Source organism: Zwartia lucis, from assembly GCF_965234455.1.
In the GTDB taxonomy this organism is placed as follows: domain Bacteria; phylum Pseudomonadota; class Gammaproteobacteria; order Burkholderiales; family Burkholderiaceae_B; genus Zwartia; species Zwartia lucis.
Window position 1 is genome coordinate 855,642 of sequence record NZ_OZ248472.1, and the last position, 18,818, is coordinate 874,459.

Here is an 18,818-nt window from a genome sequence, read left to right on the forward strand (position 1 = left end):
GTCTTGGATTGTGCTTAGGGTTGCGGGCTCGGGGCTGCGCAGGACTGCAGCCACGCTAGCGTGACAAAATCCAGTGCACGCTTGTGCGTGGCTTCGAGGAAAACTTGTGGAGCGACACCCGCTTCGAAAGCCTCTTTCCATCTGAGCGCGCAGAGACACCAACGGTCACCGGGTTTGAGTCCTGGAAAGCGGTAGTGCGGCATCGGTGTCGACAAATCATTGCCACGCTGCTTGGAAAACTCCAAAAACTCTTGCGTCATTTTCGCGCAGATGACGTGTGATCCCAAGTCATCTGCCTGGGTGTTGCAACAGCCATCTCTGAAATAACCCGTCAGTGGGTCAAAAGAGCAAGCCAGCAGTTCTGTGCCTAAAACATTCATAATTCAATTCCTTCGTGTTGAGCCACTTTTTCTAAAGCATGCTCAAAGAGCGCTCTAGCTGAGCCAGAGACCGAGGTGAGATACGCGTGCAGATGCGCATCTTCAGCACTTTTATTCAAACATTCCTGACTGTACTGCTCAAAGCTCGCGAGTTGGGCGATGATTTCCGCCACGTGGCGTGGGCATTCGCATAAAACATTGGTTGAAATGCCCGCGACCCGCGCGAGCGTTTCGTCAGAGTATTTACGTGCCGGAATCATCGAGCTTGGCGTGATCTCACTTAAGGCGTGGTTCGCATCGACATTGAGAACGGAGCGAATCAGTTCAGCCAACTCGTAGTCGGTGAGCGGTTCGCGTCTCACCAGCATTCCGGCAGTGCGCATCGCCTGCGCCACTTGTTCCCGACCGTAGTTGTAAAGCACAATGACTTTCGTAGCCGTATTTTGATTGGTGATGCGTTGAATATCGCGCATGACAATTTCATGCAGTGTATTGACTTTTAGCAGCAAGATTTCCGCGGGTTGTTCAAAGGGGGCGGTTTGCGCGGCGTCGAAATCTGCGAAGATGTTGGTGACTTCGATACTGCTACCAAGCAAACTTGACGAAAAATTTTTAGACTCGATCCGTCCTGCGAGCGCCAACCCAATCACCGCTATTTTTACGCTCTGCGTGCTCTTTTGCCTAGCCTCACCTGAGCCATTGTGGCGGTGTTTGTTGTGGAGCTGGTTGAGTGCATGCATATCCAGATTTGCAATGGTACTGATCGTGTGCCCTTCATCGCATAACTGCTTCAAGAGGGTTGCGCGCAATAGGTCCTCCTCGCCGTACATACGGTGCTGACCTTCGGTTTTGAGAGGGGTGAAGGCGGCATAACGCGACTCCCAGACTCTGAGTGTCGATACAGGAATACCCGCTAACTTGGAAATGGTTCCAATCCGATAGCTGATGCTTTTGGTGCTTGTGATCATAAGTCTCTCAATAAAGATCTTTTTTGAATAGGTATTGAATAGATTAAATCATATTTCTGTTGATGAGAGCTCAATTTATATAGTTTTTGAATGGATTAAATCAATATTTGACGTATATTTGAAGTTCTGAATCTATTCATCATAGGCCAAAGGATTAAAAATGAGCGCGAATGAATCCAAGCATGCTCTGAGCCTTGTCGTACTTCTCGCCGGGTTACCAAGCGGCGAGGCGTTGACGACACAAGATCTCGCCCGTCACCTTGGGCTGTCTGTGTCTTACGTGGAAAATCTTTTGAAAGGTTTGCGTACGAGACAATTGCTGAAGTCAAATCGTGGTCCGCGTGGTGGACATCGCTTTGACGGTGATTTGACGAGTTTAACTGTTTGGGATGTTGTGTCGATTTTTGGAGGGTCTGAATTGCCTCCCGCCGAACCCAACGATCAGGGGCACGTCACAGCCTGGTTAGAAGCCGAGTACGAGCATATCAAAAACGAGTTTTTGAAAGCCGTCCCACTGTTTAAGTTATTGGGTAAACCTGGGGATGTTGACTTAGCTCTGGATTGGGAGTTGACTGCGGACGATTTCAAACCTGTATTGGATACCTTGGCGCTGGGCGCTCTGGAGCATGATGAAGACTATGCGAACACCGAGCGAGATCTCAAGAATCATCGAGATGGCCTGGGAAGATCGTACGCCCTTTGAGGCGATTGCGCTTCAGTTTGGTTTGTGCGAGGCCCAAGTGATTGGGTTGATGCGTGCTGAGCTCAGAGCTTCTTCCTTTAAACTGTGGCGAGAGCGGGTGACAGGAAGACATACCAAACATGCGAGACTGCGTCCTGCCGAGATGATCAACGGGGCGCGTCACACGGCTTGTCTCGGGCAGCCGGCTCGCCCTCGCTAGTTTTGTTTAAAGGAATCTCATGCAAGAAGACCAAAGATGTTGTGGCTCAGGTACCTGCATCATTAACGAGGAAGGGGTATGCTGGTGTGGTCAACGTTGGGATGGCGAAAAAATGTGTTTCGACACGCCGGTTCCACCGTCCGAAGAGCCAAGCGCCACCAACTAGACGCGCACATCTTGGATTCAAATGTCTATTCAAACACTGCAACCGCCCTTAACCCAGGCGAGCGACCTGAGCGCTACGATTAAGCGGCAGGGTTTCGCAGTATTGAGTGCACAAAGCGTCGTTGAGCTGAGCGGAGCCCCTTTGGTTGAGCTCAATGCGCTCGAAAAAAGCTGGACGTTGCTCGCACCTGATCAATATCTAAAGGACGGTGGGCGTTATCGCTTTCGCCGTCACGGAAGCTACAAGATTGATGCCGAGCAGGTCACTGCTGTGGCCCATCGTGCGCATTGGCAGCCCCTTTCCTATAACGCTTTGCACGGCGGCATGCACCGTTGGTTCGAGCCAGTTGACACACAGATCTCCCAAGCTCCCGCTTGGCAAGCGCTCCTTAGATTTTTAGGGCATATCGCAACCGAAATGCGTGGTCCACAGACATGGTTTACTGAAGCGCATCAGTTTCGCATCGACACTGTCGGCGGTATCGGTCGTCCAACCCCCGAGGGCGCACACCGAGATGGCGTGCATTTGGTCGCGGTCTTTCTAGTGGGTCGACATCACATCAAAGGCGGTGAAACGAGGGTGTTTGATATGACGACACCTTTTGGTCAGCGCTTTACCCTTTCACAACCCTGGTCTGTCTTGTTGCTAGATGATGAACGCGTCATCCACGAAACCACCCCGATTCAGCCAACAGAAGAAAACGGCTGTCGAGACACCTTGGTCGTGACCCTGAGAGCACAATCGTTTCTCGATGACCCCTCCATCATAAAGGGGTGAGCGCGCTTTTATTTCTTTTGAATATTTCCGACGGAGTATTGACCGTTGGCTTCGAATGCCTCAAATACCACTTCATCACCGGGTGAAAGAGATTTCAGAAGTGCGGGTTTTTTTGCGACAAACACCATCGTCATCGGCGGCATATCCAACGCCTTGATTTCGCCATGTCGGATTGAGATTTTGTTGTTGTCCAAATCGATCCGTCGTACAACACCCTCGGCCATGGCTTGCGCCAAAGCATTGCTGTTGAGGCCGAGTGTCATCCCTAAGGTGCTGATCGTTAGCCCGAACGCGAGCACATATTTTTTAAGACGCATTATTTTACTCCTGACGTCACATTAATTTTTCCAACCATCCCGGCAGAGTAATGGCCGGGTAACAAGCAAGCAAAATCAAACTGTCCGGCGCGATTGAAATTCCAGATGATGTCAGCGCTTTTTCCAGGAGATACGTGCGCCATATAGGGCTCATCGTGCTCCATGTTCGGATGTTTTTTCATCATCTCTGCGTGCGTGTCCAGCTCCTGCTTGGTGCCGATGACCAGTTCATGCATGACCTTGCCTGAGTTTTTAACCCTCAGTCTGACGACCTCACCTTGCTTGATGGTGAGTTGATCAGGTACGAAACGCATTGTGTCCAACATCGTGATTTCAATCGTGCGGGTTACGGCATTTTCGTCACCGCCGATGCCCCATTCCTTTTGTTCCTTTGGCATAGCGTTTGAGGCAGTGTGCTTGGCTTGATGTGCTAAGGTCGGGATGGTGAAGGTCGCAAGAGACAGACCCAGCACTAAAGGAGCAAGTATATTTTTCATGATGTTTTAGTGTTTGTGTGAGGTGTTGTTAGATTGATTTGGTTTACGCACTTGAGCGTTGCCAGTGTCAGCAGGTGCTCCCGCAGGTGCAGGATTCTGACGACTGACTTTCGGGGTGCTACCTCGGTATTCATAGGCTTGCGTACCGGGTGGTTGTTTGTACCAACCCGGATCTGAGTAGTCATCTGGTTTTAAATCCTCGCGGACTTTGAGCGTGGTGAACATGCCGCCCATGCCAATCGGACCATAGGGGCCCGTGCCTGCCATCATGGGGATGGTATTTGGGGGCAACTCCATTTCCATTTCCTTCATGTCGTTCATACCCCGCTCTCCCATCACCATGTACTCAGGAACGATTTTTTGTATGCGACCCACCAAACCTTGGTGGTTGATACCAATCATGGTTGGGACTTCATGTCCCATCGCACCCATGGTGTGGTGGCTCTTGTGACAATGCACTGCCCAGTCCCCCGGTTCATCGGCGATGAACTCGATTTGACGCATCTGACCGACGGCGATGTCTTGTGTCACCTCTGGCCAGCGGGCAGAAACAGGGACAGGACCGCCATCCGTTCCGGTGAGCTCAAACTCAATGCCATGAACATGGAACGGGTGGTTCGTCATGGTGAGGTTGCCGACCCGGATGCGAACGCGATCGCCAAGCTTGGCGACCATAGGCGAAATGCCTGGATACACGCGACTGTTAAAGGCCCAAATATTAAAGTCCAACATGGTCATAATCTTGGGCGTCTTGCTGCCGGGCTCGACATCAAACGCATTGAGCAGCAAACAATAATCACGGTCGACTTCACTGATGTTGGGGTGCTTGCCCTTGGGGTGGGTCACCCAAAAGCCCATCATCCCCATCGCCATCTGCGTCATCTCGTCGGCATGAGGGTGGTACATAAAAGTCCCAGGCCGTTTCGCGACGAATTCATAGACAAAGGTTTTACCCACGGGAATAGGGAGCTGGTTCAGACCGCTTACCCCATCCATGCCGTTTGGCAGTCTCTGTCCATGCCAGTGAATCGTGGTCTTTTCAGGGAGTCGATTGGTCACAAAAATTCGGACACGATCGCCTTCGACGACTTCAATTGTGGGGCCAGGACTTTGACCGTTATAGCCCCACATATTGACCTTGAAGCCTGGTGACATCTCACGAACAACGGGTTCAGCGACGAGATGAAATTCTTTCACGCCTTCATTCATACGATAAGGCAATGTCCAGCCATTGAGCGTGACGACGGGGCGATAGCGAGCCTCAGGACCCTCTGTTTCAGGACCGCGCCATGGCGGTGCTGTGCCGGCGCTCGGTTGATAAATCGGCTCGGGCACATTGGCCAGTGCATGCCTGCTAACCGCAGTTGCGGTGACCGTGCCGGCCAGACCGAGGAGTGCGCTGTGTATGAAGTCTCTGCGTTCCATAGTATTTCAGTGGCCTTTGCCAGTAGAGCTGTTAGTGTCAGGACCGCCGATATTGCCACCAGGACCCGCATAGGGCGCGCCTGCAAGAAATGCCCGCATGTCCGTCAAGGCGATCCAAAAGGATTGTTTGGCTTGCGCGACGGCGAGTTCGGATTGCATCTTGGTCTGCGCTTTGGCGATTAAGTCCCAGGTGCTGATAAACATGCCGTTGTAGCGCATGAGCGCTTCTTCTTCGGCGCCGCTATACAAATTTTGCAGCTTGTTCAAAATATCTGAGGCTTGTGTATGGGCCGCACGCAAATGTTCGCGGGCTTGTTGTAAATCGCTTTTCGTCTTGATGCTCAAGCGCAGCGCCTCGGCCCGCGCTTTGATTGCTTTGTCGAGATCGTGGTTCCAAAGGATTTTTGTGCGATCCAGTACAGGAATCGCGCTGGTCCAACTTGAGCTTACGCTTAACATCGCGTCGAACTGTTTTCGCCATTGTTCGAGCATGGCGGGACCGACGATACGCTCGTAGTACTGCGCCTCTTTTTCCAAGAGGCTGAACTGTGGATGGCGGGCCAGCATGTCGGCGAGTTGTTGCTCAAGTGGCATCAGGAGTTCTGACAAGCCGGCTAGGCTGGCGGGTTTAGGGAGGGCGTTTGGTAAGCGCCAGTGCTCGGAGCCGACCTGTGCCAAGAGTTTCTGACGACTGTTAAACGCGGCTTGATCCGCCAGCAAAAGTTGATTGCGTGCGGACTGGTAGCCGATCTCGACATCGATGAGTCGGTTACGGCCCCAGTTACCGACCTTTTCCATTCGCTTGGCGAGTTCAAGCGACACACTGGCTGCTTCAGCGATGCGTTGTTGGATGTTGAACTGTTCTTTGGCGGAGACAGCTTCGAGCCAGAGTTTGTGGGTGGCTTGTTGCAGTGCGAGGAGTTGTGCGTCTCGGGTGAATCGTTCGATACTACTGATCGCCTGACCTGTCAGAAGATCGGCGTGCAGCGTAAGCACCGCTTTTCGGGCGAGCTCTTCGGTCAGTTCGGGCGCAGCTGGATCTTCCTTGAACGCTCCTCTCGTCAGGTTTGAATCGCGCTCAATGAGCGCACTGCGACTCCGTTCGGCTTTGAGCAGATCGATATGACCGCGTTGGAAACGCCCTACGTCTGTGTTCGCGTTGCGCCATTGTCTGAGATCGCTCTGTTGCGAAGCCTGAGCGCGCGTCAGAGTGGGTAGGCTAAGTGCGGTCACGGCGAGCAAGACTGTGAGCCCATGCTTGAGTGCGGGGTGGGTGAGGAGGAAATGCATCGTTACCTGTGTCGCGTTAAAAAGTTGGGAGGTTCAGGAGGTTATCCCCCCATCCATTTTTTATAATGTAGTGCTTGACTGTGCAAACAGACGTGACGCTAACATTACAAAATTGTTATGTTGAGCCCGCTGTCTTGCGCAAGCTGAGTGCTAAGGTATAGCCTATCCGTCACGTTACTGACTTTGGGGGTTCTTCCTGTTGAAAATTTTGATTGTCGAGGATGAGCCTAAAACGGGCGATTATTTGCGCCAGGGCTTGCGCGAGGCCGGTTTTACCGTCGATCTCGTTCAGGATGGTCTTGATGGTCTGCATCTCGGAATCGAAGGTGATCAAGATTTGATCATTCTGGACGTGATGCTCCCTCGCATGGATGGCTGGGGTGTTTTACAAGCATTGACTCAAGCTGGGATCAGCACACCGGTGATATTTTTAACGGCCAAGGATCAGGTCGAAGAGCGTGTTCGAGGGCTTGAGCTCGGCGCGGCCGATTACCTCGTTAAACCTTTTTCTTTTGCCGAGTTGTTAGCTAGAGTACGAAACGTTTTGCGGCGAGGACCTGCCGCAATAGAGAGTGTAGTTTTGCAGGTGGCAGACCTCGAGGTCGATCTGCTTAGACGCCGCGTTTCACGTGCTGGGAAGCGGATTGACCTCACGCCTAAGGAGTTCGGTTTATTAGAGTTGCTAGTACGCCGCCAAGGTGAAGTCCTTCCGCGCTCGTTGATCGCCTCCCTAGTATGGGACATGAATTTCGACAGCGATACGAATGTCATCGAGGTTGCGATGCGTAGATTACGCGCCAAGGTCGACGAAGGTTTCGAGATTCGACTGATTCAGACGGTGCGCGGCATGGGCTACGTTCTCGAAGCGAACAGGGAGGCTTAATGCTCATACGTTTGACGCTTGTTGCCCGTTTGACGATTTTGTATGCCTTGATCTCGGCTCTGGTGCTGTGCGGTCTCGGAGTGATGGTCGCGCGTGCAAGCTATTTGCATTTCGTTGACTTGGATCTGACTTATTTGCAGGGCAAAGCGAGTTTGGTTCAGCGCGGTTTAGTACAGACCTCCGAACCAAGTGCCGTGCGCGCGTTACTGGCGCAACAGATGGACAGTCAAGAGGGGCTTTATATTGCGCTGAGTGACGGCCCATCGTCAGGGCCCGTAGTCAACGGTGTAGATTTTTCTGCGTTGAATGCCGCTAAAGTCCCGCTCGACACTTCCTATGACTGGCAAGCAGGTCCTATAACATTGCGCGGCATCAAAGTGCCGTTGCAACAAGGCGGGTCTCTGTTGTTGGGTTTGGATACGCATCATCACACGCACTTTATCACACAGCTTCATTACACTCTGGCGATTTATTTGTTTGTTGCCACGCTGCTCAGCGGTCTGTTGGGTTGGTGGGCTGCGCGACGCGGATTAGCTCCCCTGCGCATCATGCGCGAACGCGCCCGCAATATCGATGCGCGTCAGTTAAATGTCCGGATGCCCACCGCAGACAGTTCAGTCGAACTCGTCGAACTCGCGCAGGGATTGAACCTCATGCTCGAGCGATTAGAGCAGGATTTTGAGCGCATCTCGGAGTTTTCAAGCGACTTGGCGCATGAGCTTCGCACCCCGATCACAAACTTATTGACGCAAACACAGGTCACACTCACGCGCGATCGCGATGCCGAGTCGTATCGGGATATCCTCGCATCGAATGCTGAGGAATTTCAGCGCTTGGCGCGGATGGTGTCCGATATGTTGTATTTGGCAAAGACAGAGCATGGTCTTGAGTTGCCCAACCGCGAATCTCTTTCGCTGGCGATAGAGGTGCAGGCTCTATTTGATTTTTATGAGGCTGTCGCCGAAGAGGCCGGTATCGGCTTGTCTCTCCAAGGCGATGCGACGATTGTCGGCGATCGATTGATGGTGCGGCGAGCCATCGGCAATTTACTCTCCAATGCCTTGCGACACGCCCTCAAGCACTCCGTAGTCGAGGTGATCGTCACGCGCTTGCCTGATGCGGTTGAGTTGACTGTAAAAAACGCAGGTCACCCGATCGATGAAGCCGTGATTCCGCGTTTGTTCGATCGTTTTTATCGCACGCAAAAGTCTCGTCCGCATCCCGAGCAGAGTGGCACTGGATTAGGCCTTTCGATCACCAGGTCTTTGATGCTGGCACATGGCGGGAATATTACGGTCGTATCCAATGAAAAAAATACCAGCTTTACGCTGGTATTTCCAAAGACCTCTTAAAGTCCGGACCTATTCGGTCATCATTGACTTGCACATCACTTTTTTCGTCGCGCCACCATCAGCACGTAATTGCCATCTTTGTAGTAACCCACACGAAAATTTAAGGGTTGGATGTCAGTACGTTGTGCATAGGCGCGAATGAGGTCGGCTTGATAGCTCAGGAACGCATGATGTGGGATCGTAAATTTACCAAACATAGTCGTGTCGAACTGCTGGCTCAGCGGGGTATAGCTGATCCCGGTCTCATCCTGCACGATCAAGGGCGAGTGCTCCAAAACAGCGCGTGCGATGATGTTGAAATTGGCGTTTTGAGGAAGATGTGAGGCTGCTTTGAATAAGGTGGGATTGACTGACATTTGTTGAACAAACTTGATGTTCTGGGGAGCCGCTTGTAAACCCTCATTGGAGAGGTCCATCCTGAGATAGTCTAAAACGATGGGTTTGCCGTTTTTGGTAGCGTTAAATCGCACTGAATTCCAAACGGGTGTGTCTTGCGAGAGTTCTTCGACCTCGCTGTGTGCGTTGACTCTGATCGGGGTCACGCGCTCAATGTCAAAGCCTTGGAGTTTGAGAAAAATGGCGATGAAGGTACTGGCGCCGATCTTTCCCTGGCTGGCGTAGTAGTAACGCTCAAGGTATGAGGTCACAAAAAATCCGTGTGTACCGTAGAGCTGCCAAGCGGAGATCAGCTGTTCGAGACTTTGATCTGTAATGAGAGGGGAGTAGCCTCCCAAATTCATTGGACGACCGGCATGCTGCATCGCCACCATCACATAACGTTTGGCTTCGGGAAAAAGCTGATAAACAGTTGTGAAGTCCGGGCCCGAAAAGGGGTAGAAAATAGTGTCAGCGCTATCGTTGATGTGCTGTTTGGCCCAGTTTTCCATCGGTACGCCGATTTTTTGGGTGTACTCGGCCCAGTTATTCTGCACCTCTTGGGTGTAGATTTTCCACTTTAGATTGTCACGAATCGCACTTGGCAAGCCTGAAGCAGGCTCTTTGCCGGTGAGTAGCGTCGCTAAATCCTGAAGTTGCGGTGCAGAGAGAGCGGGTGGCGCTGCCGGTGGGGCGACTGAACCGGAAGGAGATTGCGCGTTAATGGACAACGTCACAGCAAACATCGAGAAAAGCGCAGTGAGCTGTCGGGCGAAGGAGATCTTTATCATTATTATGAATGTGAGCGATATGGGCTGAGATGTCTCTAAACCGGCAATTTTAGATTAAATGTATATTAAATAGCGTGTCTGATGGCACGACCCAAGCAGAATTGGGATTCAACATGGAGAATTCCCTTATGTTTGAAAGGTTTACAAGAGGCCGATCACTCGAGACCGCCAAAAAAACAGCCTTGAATTTGTTGTCTGAAAAGGGCGAGGCCAATGCGCAAAGCATCGCGACTAAGCTGCTTGAAACCTTTGGATCGCTCGACCGTGCAGAGCAATTAAGTTTTTTTGAGTTTATGGCTCTGCGCTTTAGTCCTGATCCAGTCGCGGTGCTTGCGGCTGCTCAACGCTATGCCGACCAGCCCGGCCATGCCAGCTTAGTGAGTTTGTTCCGTACGGTAGAGCCTGCGCGACAAGAGTTGTTGAGACGTTTAAATCGCGCACCCGGAGCAACGCATGCCATTGTTCAGATGCGTGAGCGTTTGCTTGCGCATTTGAAAGCGCATCCAGAACTCAAGTCAGTCGATTCAGATATTCAACATGTCTTTAGCTCCTGGTTTAATCCCGGATTCTTGGAGCTTCATGAAATCACCTGGTCTTCGCCAGCGATTCTTTTAGAAAAGATTATCAAACATGAGTCAGTCCATGCTATCGATGGTTGGGACGATCTGCGTCGTCGCTTACAGCCCGATCGAAAATGCTTTGCTTTTTTTCATCCTCAGCTACCGGGCGAACCACTAATTTTTGTCGAGGTTGCACTGGTCCCGACCATTGCTCGGGAAGTAGGACCTTTGCTCGATAAAAAGGCGCTCGCAATTGATGCAAAGAAGTTCAAGACGGCCATATTTTATTCAATCAGCAATTGCCAGCCAGGTTTGAAGGGCGTGTCATTAGGTAATTTCTTGATTAAACGCGTGGCTGAAAAAATTCAACAAGAGATCCCTTCCGTTAAAACGTTTAGTACTTTATCGCCCATTCCGGGTTTTACGAAATGGTTGGACTCAGGCGTCAAGATTGAGCAGTTTGACCTCACTCCAGCTAAGCGTGCCAAGGTTGAGGATGCCTTTAAGTTGCTGCGCGCGAGAGGACAGTCGTGGTCTAAAGAGCTGGCTGCCGGCTGGTCCAGTGAGACAGTGAGCGAAGCCGAAAAAGCGGCATTGATACGGTTGTGTTTTATTTATCTTACACAAGAGACATGCTCGCGCGAAGGTGATGCGGTGGCGAAGTTTCACCTATCCAATGGCGCTCAGCTCTACAACATAAATTGGGCGGCGGACTTGTCTAAAAAGGGCGTCGCGCAGTCCAGTAGTCTGATGGTGAATTATCTCTACGAGCTCGATGAGATCGAAAACAATCACGAAGCTTTTGTGAACAAGACCGTTGTATTTGCAAAAAGTTTGGAAAAGTTAGTTTGAACGTCCCAGTCAATGTGAGCCCAAATAACCGAAATAACCTAGGGTTTATAGGGTGGTATCCGGTGTGCCTATCGGTATAAACTACTAAGTCACGAAAGCTGATAGAGCTTTCAGATTCATTTGAGCAAGGAGTGACTGTGGTGAATAAACTCATTCGTAATGTCGGTTTGGCGCTTGGTGTGTTGGCAGTGGCCGCCTCACCGATTGCTTCGGCACAGCAGTGGCCTGTCAAACCCGTGACTTTTGTTTCACCCTTTCCTCCAGGCGGTTCTGTTGATCCTTTGGCGCGTTTGTTTGCGGCGAAGCTATCCGAAGCACTCGGTCAGCAGTTTATCGTCGAGAACCGGACAGGCGCTTCGGGCTCGATCGGGACAGGTTATGTCGCCAAGGCGCCTGCCGATGGCTACACCTTTGTGTTCGTGTTTGATACGCATGCGACGAATCCTTATTTGCTGCCAAAGATGCCTTTTGACACGGTCAAGGATCTGACGCCAGTGATGTTAGTGGGTACAGCCCCGATGGCTTTTGCGACTGCGCCTTCCAAGCCCTATAAAACCTTTGGCGATTATGTTAAAGCCGCCAAAGCCAAGCCCGACAGCGTGAGCTACGGTTCAGTCGGAAGCGGTAGCCTAGGTCACCTGGCGATGACGCTGTTGGAGAAAGACGGCAACTTTAAAGTTGTACACATTCCCTACAAGGGCGGTGGTCCAATGTCCATCGACATCATGGGTGGTCAGATCGATGGTGGCATCGGTTCAGTCGCTGTGTTGGGCAACCATATCCGTAACGGGAAAATGCGTGCACTTGCAGTGACCGGTGAAACACGCGCAGCGTCCTTGCCTGATGTGCCGACCATGGCCGAACTGGGTTACAAAGGCTTTTCAGCCGAAGCTTGGTGGGCGATTTATGCACCAACCGGAACACCCAAAGCCATTATCGATAAGCTTAATGCCGAGATCGTTAAGATCACCCAGCAGCCTGATGTCAACAAGCAGTTGACTGAGACGCTTGGGATGAGCTTGAAGGCAAGCTCGCCTGAAGCCTTGGGTAAGTTCACCGCTTCAGAGATGGAGCGCTGGTCCAAAGTGATTAAGGAAAACAACATCAAGCCAGATTAATGCTCAGGACTGAATGTCTTAAGAAAAACGCCCCTCGGGGCGTTTTTTTATGGGGCTAGAGAATGATGGATATCGCCTAAAGATTTGAATGAGGATTAGATCCTGTTCATTCCTCGGACTCATAATGCGATTTAATCCGGAGTGCATCAATTTGCTTCAACACTTTAGGTAAATCAGCGACAGTATCAATCAAAAAATTTGGCTTGCCAGCTGACAGTTTGACGGAAACCTCGGCGCGAAGTGTATCTTTATCGCTTTCATCCAAGCTCAGCCATTCTGCATGCGTGAGCCCAGCTTCATTGCCGCTCGCAATCACACCGACAGTCCAGCAACCACTGTTGTAACCCTCGAGTAATCCTGGAACGGTGTCATCGACTTTAATGACCGATGTCGCAGGCCAGACATTCAAATCCAAAAAGCATTTGTACATGCCAAGCGGGCTTGGACGAGACTCATGAAGATCGTCGGCGCACACAAGATTGTCTGGAATAAAACCTTGTTGTTGGACAAGAGGCAACACGACATTCATGATTTCACGATTGTAGCCAGTCGTCGTACCGACCTTGATGCCTTGGTCGCGCAAAATTTCAAGCGTATACAAAAAACCAGGAATGAGTTGTGAATGATCTACCACGGCTGCAGCATTCATTGGGGTAAATACAGCATAGAGCTCATCGGTATCCGAGTCTGTAAAGGGACGATTAAACTTATCTTCCCACTGTTGTAGGATGTGAGGTAAGTTTCCGAGTGTATTGATGTGTTTCCATTTAGGTAAACCCATTGGGCCACGGGCGTCTTCAATGCTCAGTTCGATACCGTACTGCGCAAAGAGGCGAACAAAAGCCTGCATCGGAGCATGGCTTCCAAAATCGATAATCGTGCCTGCCCAGTCAAATACAACGGCGCTAATATTTGGATTTTTATAGACGTGGTTAGTCAATTCAGATTCCCCATTGATTCATGACTTCTTCGGCTAGGCCGAAGGCGGTACTGGCGCCGGTTCCGCTAATGACACTCACCACGCGGGTGTGAGTGTCAGGCGCTAAGATCAAGGCATCGGTGTCGGAGCGTCCGACTGGGTATTTTCCGATCCAACGTTGTGTCACTTGATAAGTATCGATACAAAGTGTGCGTTTAAGTTGCTCGAGGATGAGCGTATCGACACACTCTTGCGCAAATGGCTCAGTATCCTGAGCGGGATGATGAGAATCACCCACCACCAAACTGCCGTCTTGGCTTTGAACAACGATCAAATGTATGCCGGCCTCAAGACAAGCTTTTTCTTCTTGGTTGAGTCGATCTAAAAGAGGTTGATGGCAATTTAATCCTGTATAACCTGCATAACGCACCAGACTGAGGTCCGACATCACGGCGGCCTTAAGCGTTAGCGGCTTGGTCGGTTTGACGCGTAGCATCTGGAGTTGAGTGTGTGTCAAGCGGTGAGGCGCAAGATACGGCTCGGCAATGCCATTGACCTCTGTGCCCGGACACAATATTAATTTTTCAGTATGAAAAATATGACTTGCTGTTCTTAGTTGCGGTAGATTGATTTCAAGTAATTCGTGATCATAGAAAAAATCTACTTTCAGATGTTGACGGAGCCATTGTGCTAATTGACCAATCGCATCTTTTGACTCCACACGTAACTCATGAGGACTATACAGTCCTCCGAGAGCGTTTTCTCCTCTGATTTCTGGAAATTGCTCACGTATGGCCTCGGCAGTTAAAAGCGAACAGTGTTCGCCCATGTCGGACTTTTTAAATGATTCGAGGATATCGATGGATTCTTTACGTTGCCCAACGACAGCGAGACCCTGGTGACAGATTGGAATGCCGGCTTGGGGAGCGACTTCAGCCCACAAATCTCTAGATCGCATGGCACGCCGCCAAGTATCTCCTGCGCGTTGTCCCGTCACGGTAATAAAACCGAAATTTCGCACGGAGGCACCCGTGCAGCGATTATTTTTCTCCAGTACTGCAACGCGTAAGCCGCGTTTTGCTGCCATCCAGGCATGGGCTAATCCAACAATACCAGCACCAATGACTACTACATCGTACTTAGTGAATTGCATACAAAGGTTCCGCTGTTACGAAGTTTTTCCCGCGTGTTGATTGCAGCGCCTCTTTGATTCGTACATCAATAGCCGGATTTTTATCGTTTAATAAAATAGGTTGGTAGCCGAGTCGAATCAGCCATTCCTGAAGTTCCCATTCATCGTTGATAATGGGTTCCATCGATGCTCTCAAATAAATGCCAAGCTCCTCGGAGGACTCGCGCGCAAGTTTGTAAACACGTGGTAGCCATTTGGCACAGGCTTCACCATGAGAAATTCCGCACTGAATCGTGTCTTCGTAGGACAGGGCGTGGACGAGCGCAGTTTCGGTCAGCGCCATGGCTTGACCTGCCCAAAGTGCGGCCTGACTCATTTCCACTCTTAATGTGATGTCATGAGGATGCTCAATCAGTCCAGGTAAAACACGGGTAATTTGTTGCGCAGCCGACATCGAAAAGGCAAAGGCTTTTGGGACGCGTCGTCGATTCCAAATAGCCTCGAGTGCATGCGCCAGCGCATCAACCCCGCTATCGCGCGTTACTGTCCAAGGCGCAGTGAGACAGAGTTCTGGATCGATGACGGCCCAATCGGCCATCGCCGCGCTACCAAAAAAGGAGTGCTTTGATCTGCGGTTTAAGTCCCAAAGGGTTGCGGTCGAAGAAACCTCGCTACCCGTTCCAGCCGTTGTCGGCATGAGCAAGAGGGGACAAGCGATAAAGTCTGCAATATTGCATGTCCGATCTAATACTTGTGCGATAGAGGTATTTGGAGCAAGAGAAATTCGCATTGATTTAGCTAAGTCAAGCGTGCTACCCCCACCAATTGCAATGAGCGTAGGCAGATCTCTGCCTGCTTGACCAGACCAAAACTGATCTCGCAGTTGGTCCACAATCTCAATGGTCAGGAGTCCATCGGGACAATATAGAATCTCTTTTAAACGTGAACCGAACATTGCCCGTATTTCATCGATCAGAATTCGATTGGCATTGGAATGCAATACGACCACGACCGGTCTGTCACTCACCAACGAAGGTAAATTGTGACGCGCGCCAATACTAAAAGATATCTCAGGTTTAGCATCGCTCATGTCACACGTCTCCGCAGAAAGACTGGTGTTCAGCTAGAAACTTTGAAGAACTTTTCAGGCTAAAAATATTAAACGTCTTGAAAAAATGAGTCAGATCAAGAAGGGGGTCAGTCATGCAATGACCTCTTCATCTTGTTCTACATTTTTAAGATTCATGGCTCTATAAGGCCAATGAATGATTTTTAATTCGCCAGAGTAAGTTTCAACAATTGCGGAAAGACTCTCTACCCAATCACCATCGTTGCAATACAAAATCCCATTGATATGACGGATTTCGGGTTTGTGAATATGCCCGCAGAGCACACCGTCATAGCCGCGACGTTTAGCTTCATCAGTCAAAATAGTTTCAAATTGTGTGATAAAAGAAACTGCGTTTTTGACACGATGCTTGAGGTACTGTGATAAAGACCAATACGACATACCGAACTTATGACGTAAATGATTAAACGTATTATTGAGTTTCAATATAAAGGTGTACAGAGAATCACCTAGGTAGGCGAGCCATTTTGCATGCTGGATGATTCCATCAAAAAGATCCCCATGCGTCACCCAAAGCTTTTTGCCATTCAAAAGATCATGTACTGCCTCATCTACGATAGCAATATCACCAAACATCATCCCGGCAAAGGGACGTAACGCCTCGTCATGATTACCCGCAATGTAGAGCACGCGTGTTCCTTTGCGGGACTTGCGTAATATTTTTTGAATCACGTCATTATGACTCTGTCGCCAGTACCAGCCCCGTTTGAGTTGCCAGCCATCGATGATGTCACCGACTAGATAAAGGTACTCAGAATCGTTGTACTTTAGGAAGTCAACCAAATATTCAGCTTTACAACCCGGAGTGCCCAGATGAATATCCGAAATCCAAATGGACCGGTATCTTTCGTGACTTTGAACTGGCGTGAATACTTCAGTTGAATTCATAGGCGTTATTTTGATTAGAAATAATGACGTTTTTATGTCGAGATGATGACGTTTTCGTGACAGTCTTGCGTTTGATTTTTTTCGAGGATAATTTCACGCCAAAGGCATTCTGTTCTTCGAACGATCTCTTCCCAGGATTGTTGCTTGGCTGTTGTGACGGCTGCATTGCCTAAGCGGCGAATGAGAGACTGATTAAGTAGGGTAGTGCTCACAGCTTGGATAAATGCCTTTTCGTCACCAGGATCGACTGTGATCCCGTTGTCGCCAGAAATGATCAGGTCACCCGCCGCTGCGTGTCGATAAGCGATGACGGCAAGTCCGCTCGCCATGGCCTCGATTGTGACGTTGCCGAAAGTTTCTGTCAGACTGGGAAAAACGAATATATCTGCGCTTGCATAATATTTAGCAAGCTCAAGACCACTTTTCTTTCCAACAAATATTGCATCAGGACATTTTTTCTGTAATGACTCTCTTAAGGGCCCATCCCCCACGACAACCAGTTTGGTTCTTGGCTCTATATTTTTTGCATGCATATAACTCTTGATCAAGAGATCAAGGTTTTTTTCAACAGCAAGTCGGCCCACAGAGAGTAGAACGACATCTAATGGTTCTGCATTCCAAGAGGTCCGTAACTGATTGGATCGTAAGTGATCAGAAAAATGGCCAGTATCGACCCCTCTGGGCATGACGCGTAAGTTGTGTAAACCTGCGTGCTCAAGCTCTTGTTTCAGTTTTTCTGTCGGCACCATCGTGCAATCGGTGGCATTATGAAAATATCTCATATATGCCATGATGAGCGGTTCGAGAAAGCCTAATCTATAAAAAGAACTATAAGCATGGAAGTTCGTTCTGAAATCCGAGGTCAATGGAATATTCAGTGACCGAGCTGCTCTGGCGGCGGACCAGCCCAGAGGTCCCTCTGTCGCAATGTGTACGATATCTGGTTTGGTTTTACTCCACCGATCCAAAAGCATCCTCTTGGCAGGTATCCCCATCCGAAGCTCGCTGTAAAGAGGGATGGGAAAGGACTTGACTAAGACGTCTTGATTTTTATGTTGTATTTGATGTGGTGTGAGATCGGAGGGTTGTTGAGGTCTGATGACATTCACTAAGTGATTATTCTTTCTTAGTTCGCCAACAAGCATGGAGATGGTGTGTGCGACGCCATTAATCTCTGGTGGGTATGTTTCTGTGACAACTTCGATGTTGAGCGGAGAGAATGAATGATTGAGGTCTAGGGCCTGTTGCCGTTGGTTCTCTGTCATAGCCGCGAATCCAAGTTGATCTGAACTCACTTTAGTGGTTCTCTATAACCGTTTGATGACAGTTTTAATTTTTTATCTTTGCCTTTGTCACAACACTTTAATATCTCTAGGGCAAGCTTGAAAATGAAGGGTTCTCATTCAGTGGCGTAGATCGTCAAAGTCAAATGATGATAGCCCTTAAAAACTTTTAATTATTCAACCTTTGTGGAGCCATTTATGCAAACACTCAAGGAGCAGCTTGCTGTTCAGCGATGGGATGATCATCGTCTCTATCACCATAGTCGGATCAATCAAAGTTTGCATTTAATTAGTGCGTTATCGTTCATATTTTCGTATGTGATGTTGTTCATCAATCCTGTGGTCGCCTCTCTTGTGGCATGGACAGTTTCAATGACGACGCGTCAAGCGGGCCATTTTTTCTTTGAGCCAAGAGGTTACGATCATGTCAATCAGATGACCGATGCGCACAAAGAGGACATCAAGGTTGGTTACAACATTCAGAGAAAAATTGTTCTCATGAGTATTTGGCTTGCCGTGCCTTTCGTTGCTTACTTTTACCCATCGGCCTTAGTTTGGGCAGTGACTTCGAACGAGCATCATGACTTAGTGGGCTTGACGGCCATGTGGTGGCTTTATCTTGGCGCAGCAGGTCTTCTGTTTAGAATGATGCAGTTGTGGATTCAAGACAGTTTGCTGAGTTCTTTAGCTTGGGGTTTGAAAATTATTACCGATCCTTTTCATGACGTGAAGCTTTATTACAAAGCACCTTTTTACCTGATGAAAGGTGAACTGATCGATCCTATGGAACACGTGCATTCAAAGGTTTAATCAT

21 protein-coding genes are annotated in these 18,818 nt (G+C 49.6%); 9 read left to right on the forward strand and 12 right to left on the reverse strand.

Annotation, left to right across the window (positions count from 1 at the left end; genetic code table 11):
* Positions 1–14: 14 nt before the first annotated feature.
* Together AC8GE9_RS04140 and AC8GE9_RS04145 are read right to left on the reverse strand one after the other, a co-directional pair.
* Positions 15–380, reverse strand: a complete 366-nt coding sequence (locus AC8GE9_RS04140; RefSeq protein ID WP_506675849.1) for a DUF2237 family protein — start codon at positions 378–380, stop codon at positions 15–17.
* Entirely contained in the window at positions 377–1,348 is a 972-nt protein-coding gene (locus AC8GE9_RS04145) for a MerR family transcriptional regulator (protein WP_506675850.1), read from the reverse strand. The genes AC8GE9_RS04140 and AC8GE9_RS04145 overlap by 4 nt, the downstream gene beginning before the upstream one ends.
* Positions 1,349–1,508: 160 nt before the next feature.
* Here AC8GE9_RS04145 and AC8GE9_RS04150 point away from each other — a divergent pair, with 160 nt between their 5' ends.
* The 4 genes from AC8GE9_RS04150 to AC8GE9_RS04165 are packed head-to-tail and all read left to right on the forward strand — an operon-like array spanning position 1,509 to position 3,193.
* On the forward strand, positions 1,509–2,051 hold the full coding sequence (locus AC8GE9_RS04150) for an RrF2 family transcriptional regulator (protein WP_506675851.1): 543 nt from the start codon (positions 1,509–1,511) through the stop codon (positions 2,049–2,051).
* Positions 2,023–2,250 (forward strand): TIGR03643 family protein, encoded by a 228-nt coding sequence (locus tag AC8GE9_RS04155; protein ID WP_506675852.1) that lies wholly within the window; start codon positions 2,023–2,025, stop codon positions 2,248–2,250. The genes AC8GE9_RS04150 and AC8GE9_RS04155 overlap by 29 nt, the downstream gene beginning before the upstream one ends.
* 19 nt (positions 2,251–2,269) lie before the next feature.
* Complete coding sequence (locus AC8GE9_RS04160; RefSeq protein ID WP_506675853.1) at positions 2,270–2,416, forward strand: hypothetical protein; 147 nt, start codon at positions 2,270–2,272, stop codon at positions 2,414–2,416.
* A gap of 21 nt (positions 2,417–2,437) precedes the next feature.
* The gene (locus AC8GE9_RS04165) at positions 2,438–3,193 is read left to right on the forward strand and encodes a 2OG-Fe dioxygenase family protein (protein ID WP_506675854.1); all 756 of its coding nucleotides are present in this window, start codon (positions 2,438–2,440) and stop codon (positions 3,191–3,193) included.
* Positions 3,194–3,201: 8 nt separating this feature from the next.
* Here AC8GE9_RS04165 and AC8GE9_RS04170 read toward each other — a convergent pair whose 3' ends face one another.
* The 4 genes from AC8GE9_RS04170 to AC8GE9_RS04185 are packed head-to-tail and all read right to left on the reverse strand — an operon-like array spanning position 3,202 to position 6,722.
* On the reverse strand, positions 3,202–3,510 hold the full coding sequence (locus AC8GE9_RS04170; protein ID WP_506675855.1) for a copper-binding protein: 309 nt from the start codon (positions 3,508–3,510) through the stop codon (positions 3,202–3,204).
* Positions 3,510–4,007, reverse strand: a complete 498-nt coding sequence (locus AC8GE9_RS04175) for a cupredoxin domain-containing protein (protein ID WP_506675856.1) — start codon at positions 4,005–4,007, stop codon at positions 3,510–3,512. The genes AC8GE9_RS04170 and AC8GE9_RS04175 overlap by 1 nt, the downstream gene beginning before the upstream one ends.
* Before the next feature lie 6 nt (positions 4,008–4,013).
* The gene (locus AC8GE9_RS04180; protein ID WP_506675857.1) at positions 4,014–5,432 is read right to left on the reverse strand and encodes a multicopper oxidase family protein; all 1,419 of its coding nucleotides are present in this window, start codon (positions 5,430–5,432) and stop codon (positions 4,014–4,016) included.
* Positions 5,433–5,438: 6 nt separating this feature from the next.
* A complete protein-coding gene (locus AC8GE9_RS04185) occupies positions 5,439–6,722 on the reverse strand; it encodes a TolC family protein (protein WP_506675858.1) in 1,284 nt (427 codons plus the stop codon).
* A 199-nt stretch (positions 6,723–6,921) separates the two neighbouring features.
* Between AC8GE9_RS04185 and AC8GE9_RS04190 the strand changes: the two genes are divergently transcribed.
* Entirely contained in the window at positions 6,922–7,605 is a 684-nt protein-coding gene (locus AC8GE9_RS04190; RefSeq protein ID WP_506675859.1) for a heavy metal response regulator transcription factor, read from the forward strand.
* Entirely contained in the window at positions 7,605–8,957 is a 1,353-nt protein-coding gene (locus AC8GE9_RS04195) for a heavy metal sensor histidine kinase (RefSeq protein WP_506675860.1), read from the forward strand. The genes AC8GE9_RS04190 and AC8GE9_RS04195 overlap by 1 nt, the downstream gene beginning before the upstream one ends.
* A gap of 35 nt (positions 8,958–8,992) precedes the next feature.
* Here AC8GE9_RS04195 and AC8GE9_RS04200 read toward each other — a convergent pair whose 3' ends face one another.
* Positions 8,993–10,123 (reverse strand): hypothetical protein, encoded by a 1,131-nt coding sequence (locus tag AC8GE9_RS04200; RefSeq protein WP_506675861.1) that lies wholly within the window; start codon positions 10,121–10,123, stop codon positions 8,993–8,995.
* A gap of 113 nt (positions 10,124–10,236) precedes the next feature.
* Between AC8GE9_RS04200 and AC8GE9_RS04205 the strand changes: the two genes are divergently transcribed.
* Positions 10,237–11,535 carry a malonyl-CoA decarboxylase gene (locus tag AC8GE9_RS04205; RefSeq protein ID WP_506675862.1) on the forward strand — a complete coding sequence of 433 codons (1,299 nt, stop codon included), beginning with the start codon at positions 10,237–10,239 and terminating at the stop codon, positions 11,533–11,535.
* Between the two features lie 140 nt (positions 11,536–11,675).
* Complete coding sequence (locus tag AC8GE9_RS04210) at positions 11,676–12,653, forward strand: tripartite tricarboxylate transporter substrate binding protein (protein ID WP_506675863.1); 978 nt, start codon at positions 11,676–11,678, stop codon at positions 12,651–12,653.
* 106 nt (positions 12,654–12,759) lie between these two features.
* Here the strand turns inward: AC8GE9_RS04210 and phnX are convergent, their stop codons facing one another.
* The 5 genes from phnX to AC8GE9_RS04235 all read right to left on the reverse strand — a co-directional run bounded on the left by phnX (position 12,760) and on the right by AC8GE9_RS04235 (position 17,986).
* Positions 12,760–13,593 carry a phosphonoacetaldehyde hydrolase gene (phnX, locus tag AC8GE9_RS04215; protein WP_506675864.1) on the reverse strand — a complete coding sequence of 278 codons (834 nt, stop codon included), beginning with the start codon at positions 13,591–13,593 and terminating at the stop codon, positions 12,760–12,762.
* Between the two features lies 1 nt (position 13,594).
* A complete protein-coding gene (locus AC8GE9_RS04220; protein WP_506675865.1) occupies positions 13,595–14,725 on the reverse strand; it encodes a TIGR03364 family FAD-dependent oxidoreductase in 1,131 nt (376 codons plus the stop codon).
* On the reverse strand, positions 14,712–15,794 hold the full coding sequence (locus AC8GE9_RS04225) for an iron-containing alcohol dehydrogenase (protein ID WP_506675866.1): 1,083 nt from the start codon (positions 15,792–15,794) through the stop codon (positions 14,712–14,714). Before AC8GE9_RS04225 ends, AC8GE9_RS04220 begins: the two co-directional genes overlap by 14 nt.
* 111 nt (positions 15,795–15,905) lie before the next feature.
* Positions 15,906–16,721 (reverse strand): UDP-2,3-diacylglucosamine diphosphatase, encoded by an 816-nt coding sequence (locus AC8GE9_RS04230; protein WP_506675867.1) that lies wholly within the window; start codon positions 16,719–16,721, stop codon positions 15,906–15,908.
* Positions 16,722–16,753: 32 nt separating this feature from the next.
* Positions 16,754–17,986, reverse strand: coding sequence for a glycosyltransferase family 4 protein (locus tag AC8GE9_RS04235; RefSeq protein ID WP_506675868.1), 1,233 nt, complete (start codon positions 17,984–17,986; stop codon positions 16,754–16,756).
* Between the two features lie 216 nt (positions 17,987–18,202).
* Between AC8GE9_RS04235 and AC8GE9_RS04240 the strand changes: the two genes are divergently transcribed.
* Positions 18,203–18,814, forward strand: a complete 612-nt coding sequence (locus AC8GE9_RS04240) for a hypothetical protein (protein ID WP_506675869.1) — start codon at positions 18,203–18,205, stop codon at positions 18,812–18,814.
* Positions 18,815–18,818: the final 4 nt, after the last annotated feature.

Coding starts and splice junctions, on each gene's coding strand:
- AC8GE9_RS04155 (WP_506675852.1), top strand. CDS start 2,023: ATGGCCTGGGAAGATCGTACGCCCTTTGAGGCGATTGCGCTTCAGTTT.
- AC8GE9_RS04220 (WP_506675865.1), bottom strand. CDS start 14,725: ATGCAATTCACTAAGTACGATGTAGTAGTCATTGGTGCTGGTATTGTT.
- AC8GE9_RS04150 (WP_506675851.1), top strand. CDS start 1,509: ATGAGCGCGAATGAATCCAAGCATGCTCTGAGCCTTGTCGTACTTCTC.
- AC8GE9_RS04160 (WP_506675853.1), top strand. CDS start 2,270: ATGCAAGAAGACCAAAGATGTTGTGGCTCAGGTACCTGCATCATTAAC.
- AC8GE9_RS04240 (WP_506675869.1), top strand. CDS start 18,203: ATGCAAACACTCAAGGAGCAGCTTGCTGTTCAGCGATGGGATGATCAT.
- AC8GE9_RS04230 (WP_506675867.1), bottom strand. CDS start 16,721: ATGAATTCAACTGAAGTATTCACGCCAGTTCAAAGTCACGAAAGATAC.
- AC8GE9_RS04185 (WP_506675858.1), bottom strand. CDS start 6,722: ATGCATTTCCTCCTCACCCACCCCGCACTCAAGCATGGGCTCACAGTC.
- AC8GE9_RS04175 (WP_506675856.1), bottom strand. CDS start 4,007: ATGAAAAATATACTTGCTCCTTTAGTGCTGGGTCTGTCTCTTGCGACC.
- AC8GE9_RS04205 (WP_506675862.1), top strand. CDS start 10,237: ATGGAGAATTCCCTTATGTTTGAAAGGTTTACAAGAGGCCGATCACTC.
- AC8GE9_RS04195 (WP_506675860.1), top strand. CDS start 7,605: ATGCTCATACGTTTGACGCTTGTTGCCCGTTTGACGATTTTGTATGCC.
- AC8GE9_RS04145 (WP_506675850.1), bottom strand. CDS start 1,348: ATGATCACAAGCACCAAAAGCATCAGCTATCGGATTGGAACCATTTCC.
- AC8GE9_RS04225 (WP_506675866.1), bottom strand. CDS start 15,794: ATGAGCGATGCTAAACCTGAGATATCTTTTAGTATTGGCGCGCGTCAC.
- AC8GE9_RS04165 (WP_506675854.1), top strand. CDS start 2,438: ATGTCTATTCAAACACTGCAACCGCCCTTAACCCAGGCGAGCGACCTG.
- AC8GE9_RS04180 (WP_506675857.1), bottom strand. CDS start 5,432: ATGGAACGCAGAGACTTCATACACAGCGCACTCCTCGGTCTGGCCGGC.
- AC8GE9_RS04200 (WP_506675861.1), bottom strand. CDS start 10,123: ATGATAAAGATCTCCTTCGCCCGACAGCTCACTGCGCTTTTCTCGATG.
- AC8GE9_RS04235 (WP_506675868.1), bottom strand. CDS start 17,986: ATGACAGAGAACCAACGGCAACAGGCCCTAGACCTCAATCATTCATTC.
- AC8GE9_RS04140 (WP_506675849.1), bottom strand. CDS start 380: ATGAATGTTTTAGGCACAGAACTGCTGGCTTGCTCTTTTGACCCACTG.
- AC8GE9_RS04170 (WP_506675855.1), bottom strand. CDS start 3,510: ATGCGTCTTAAAAAATATGTGCTCGCGTTCGGGCTAACGATCAGCACC.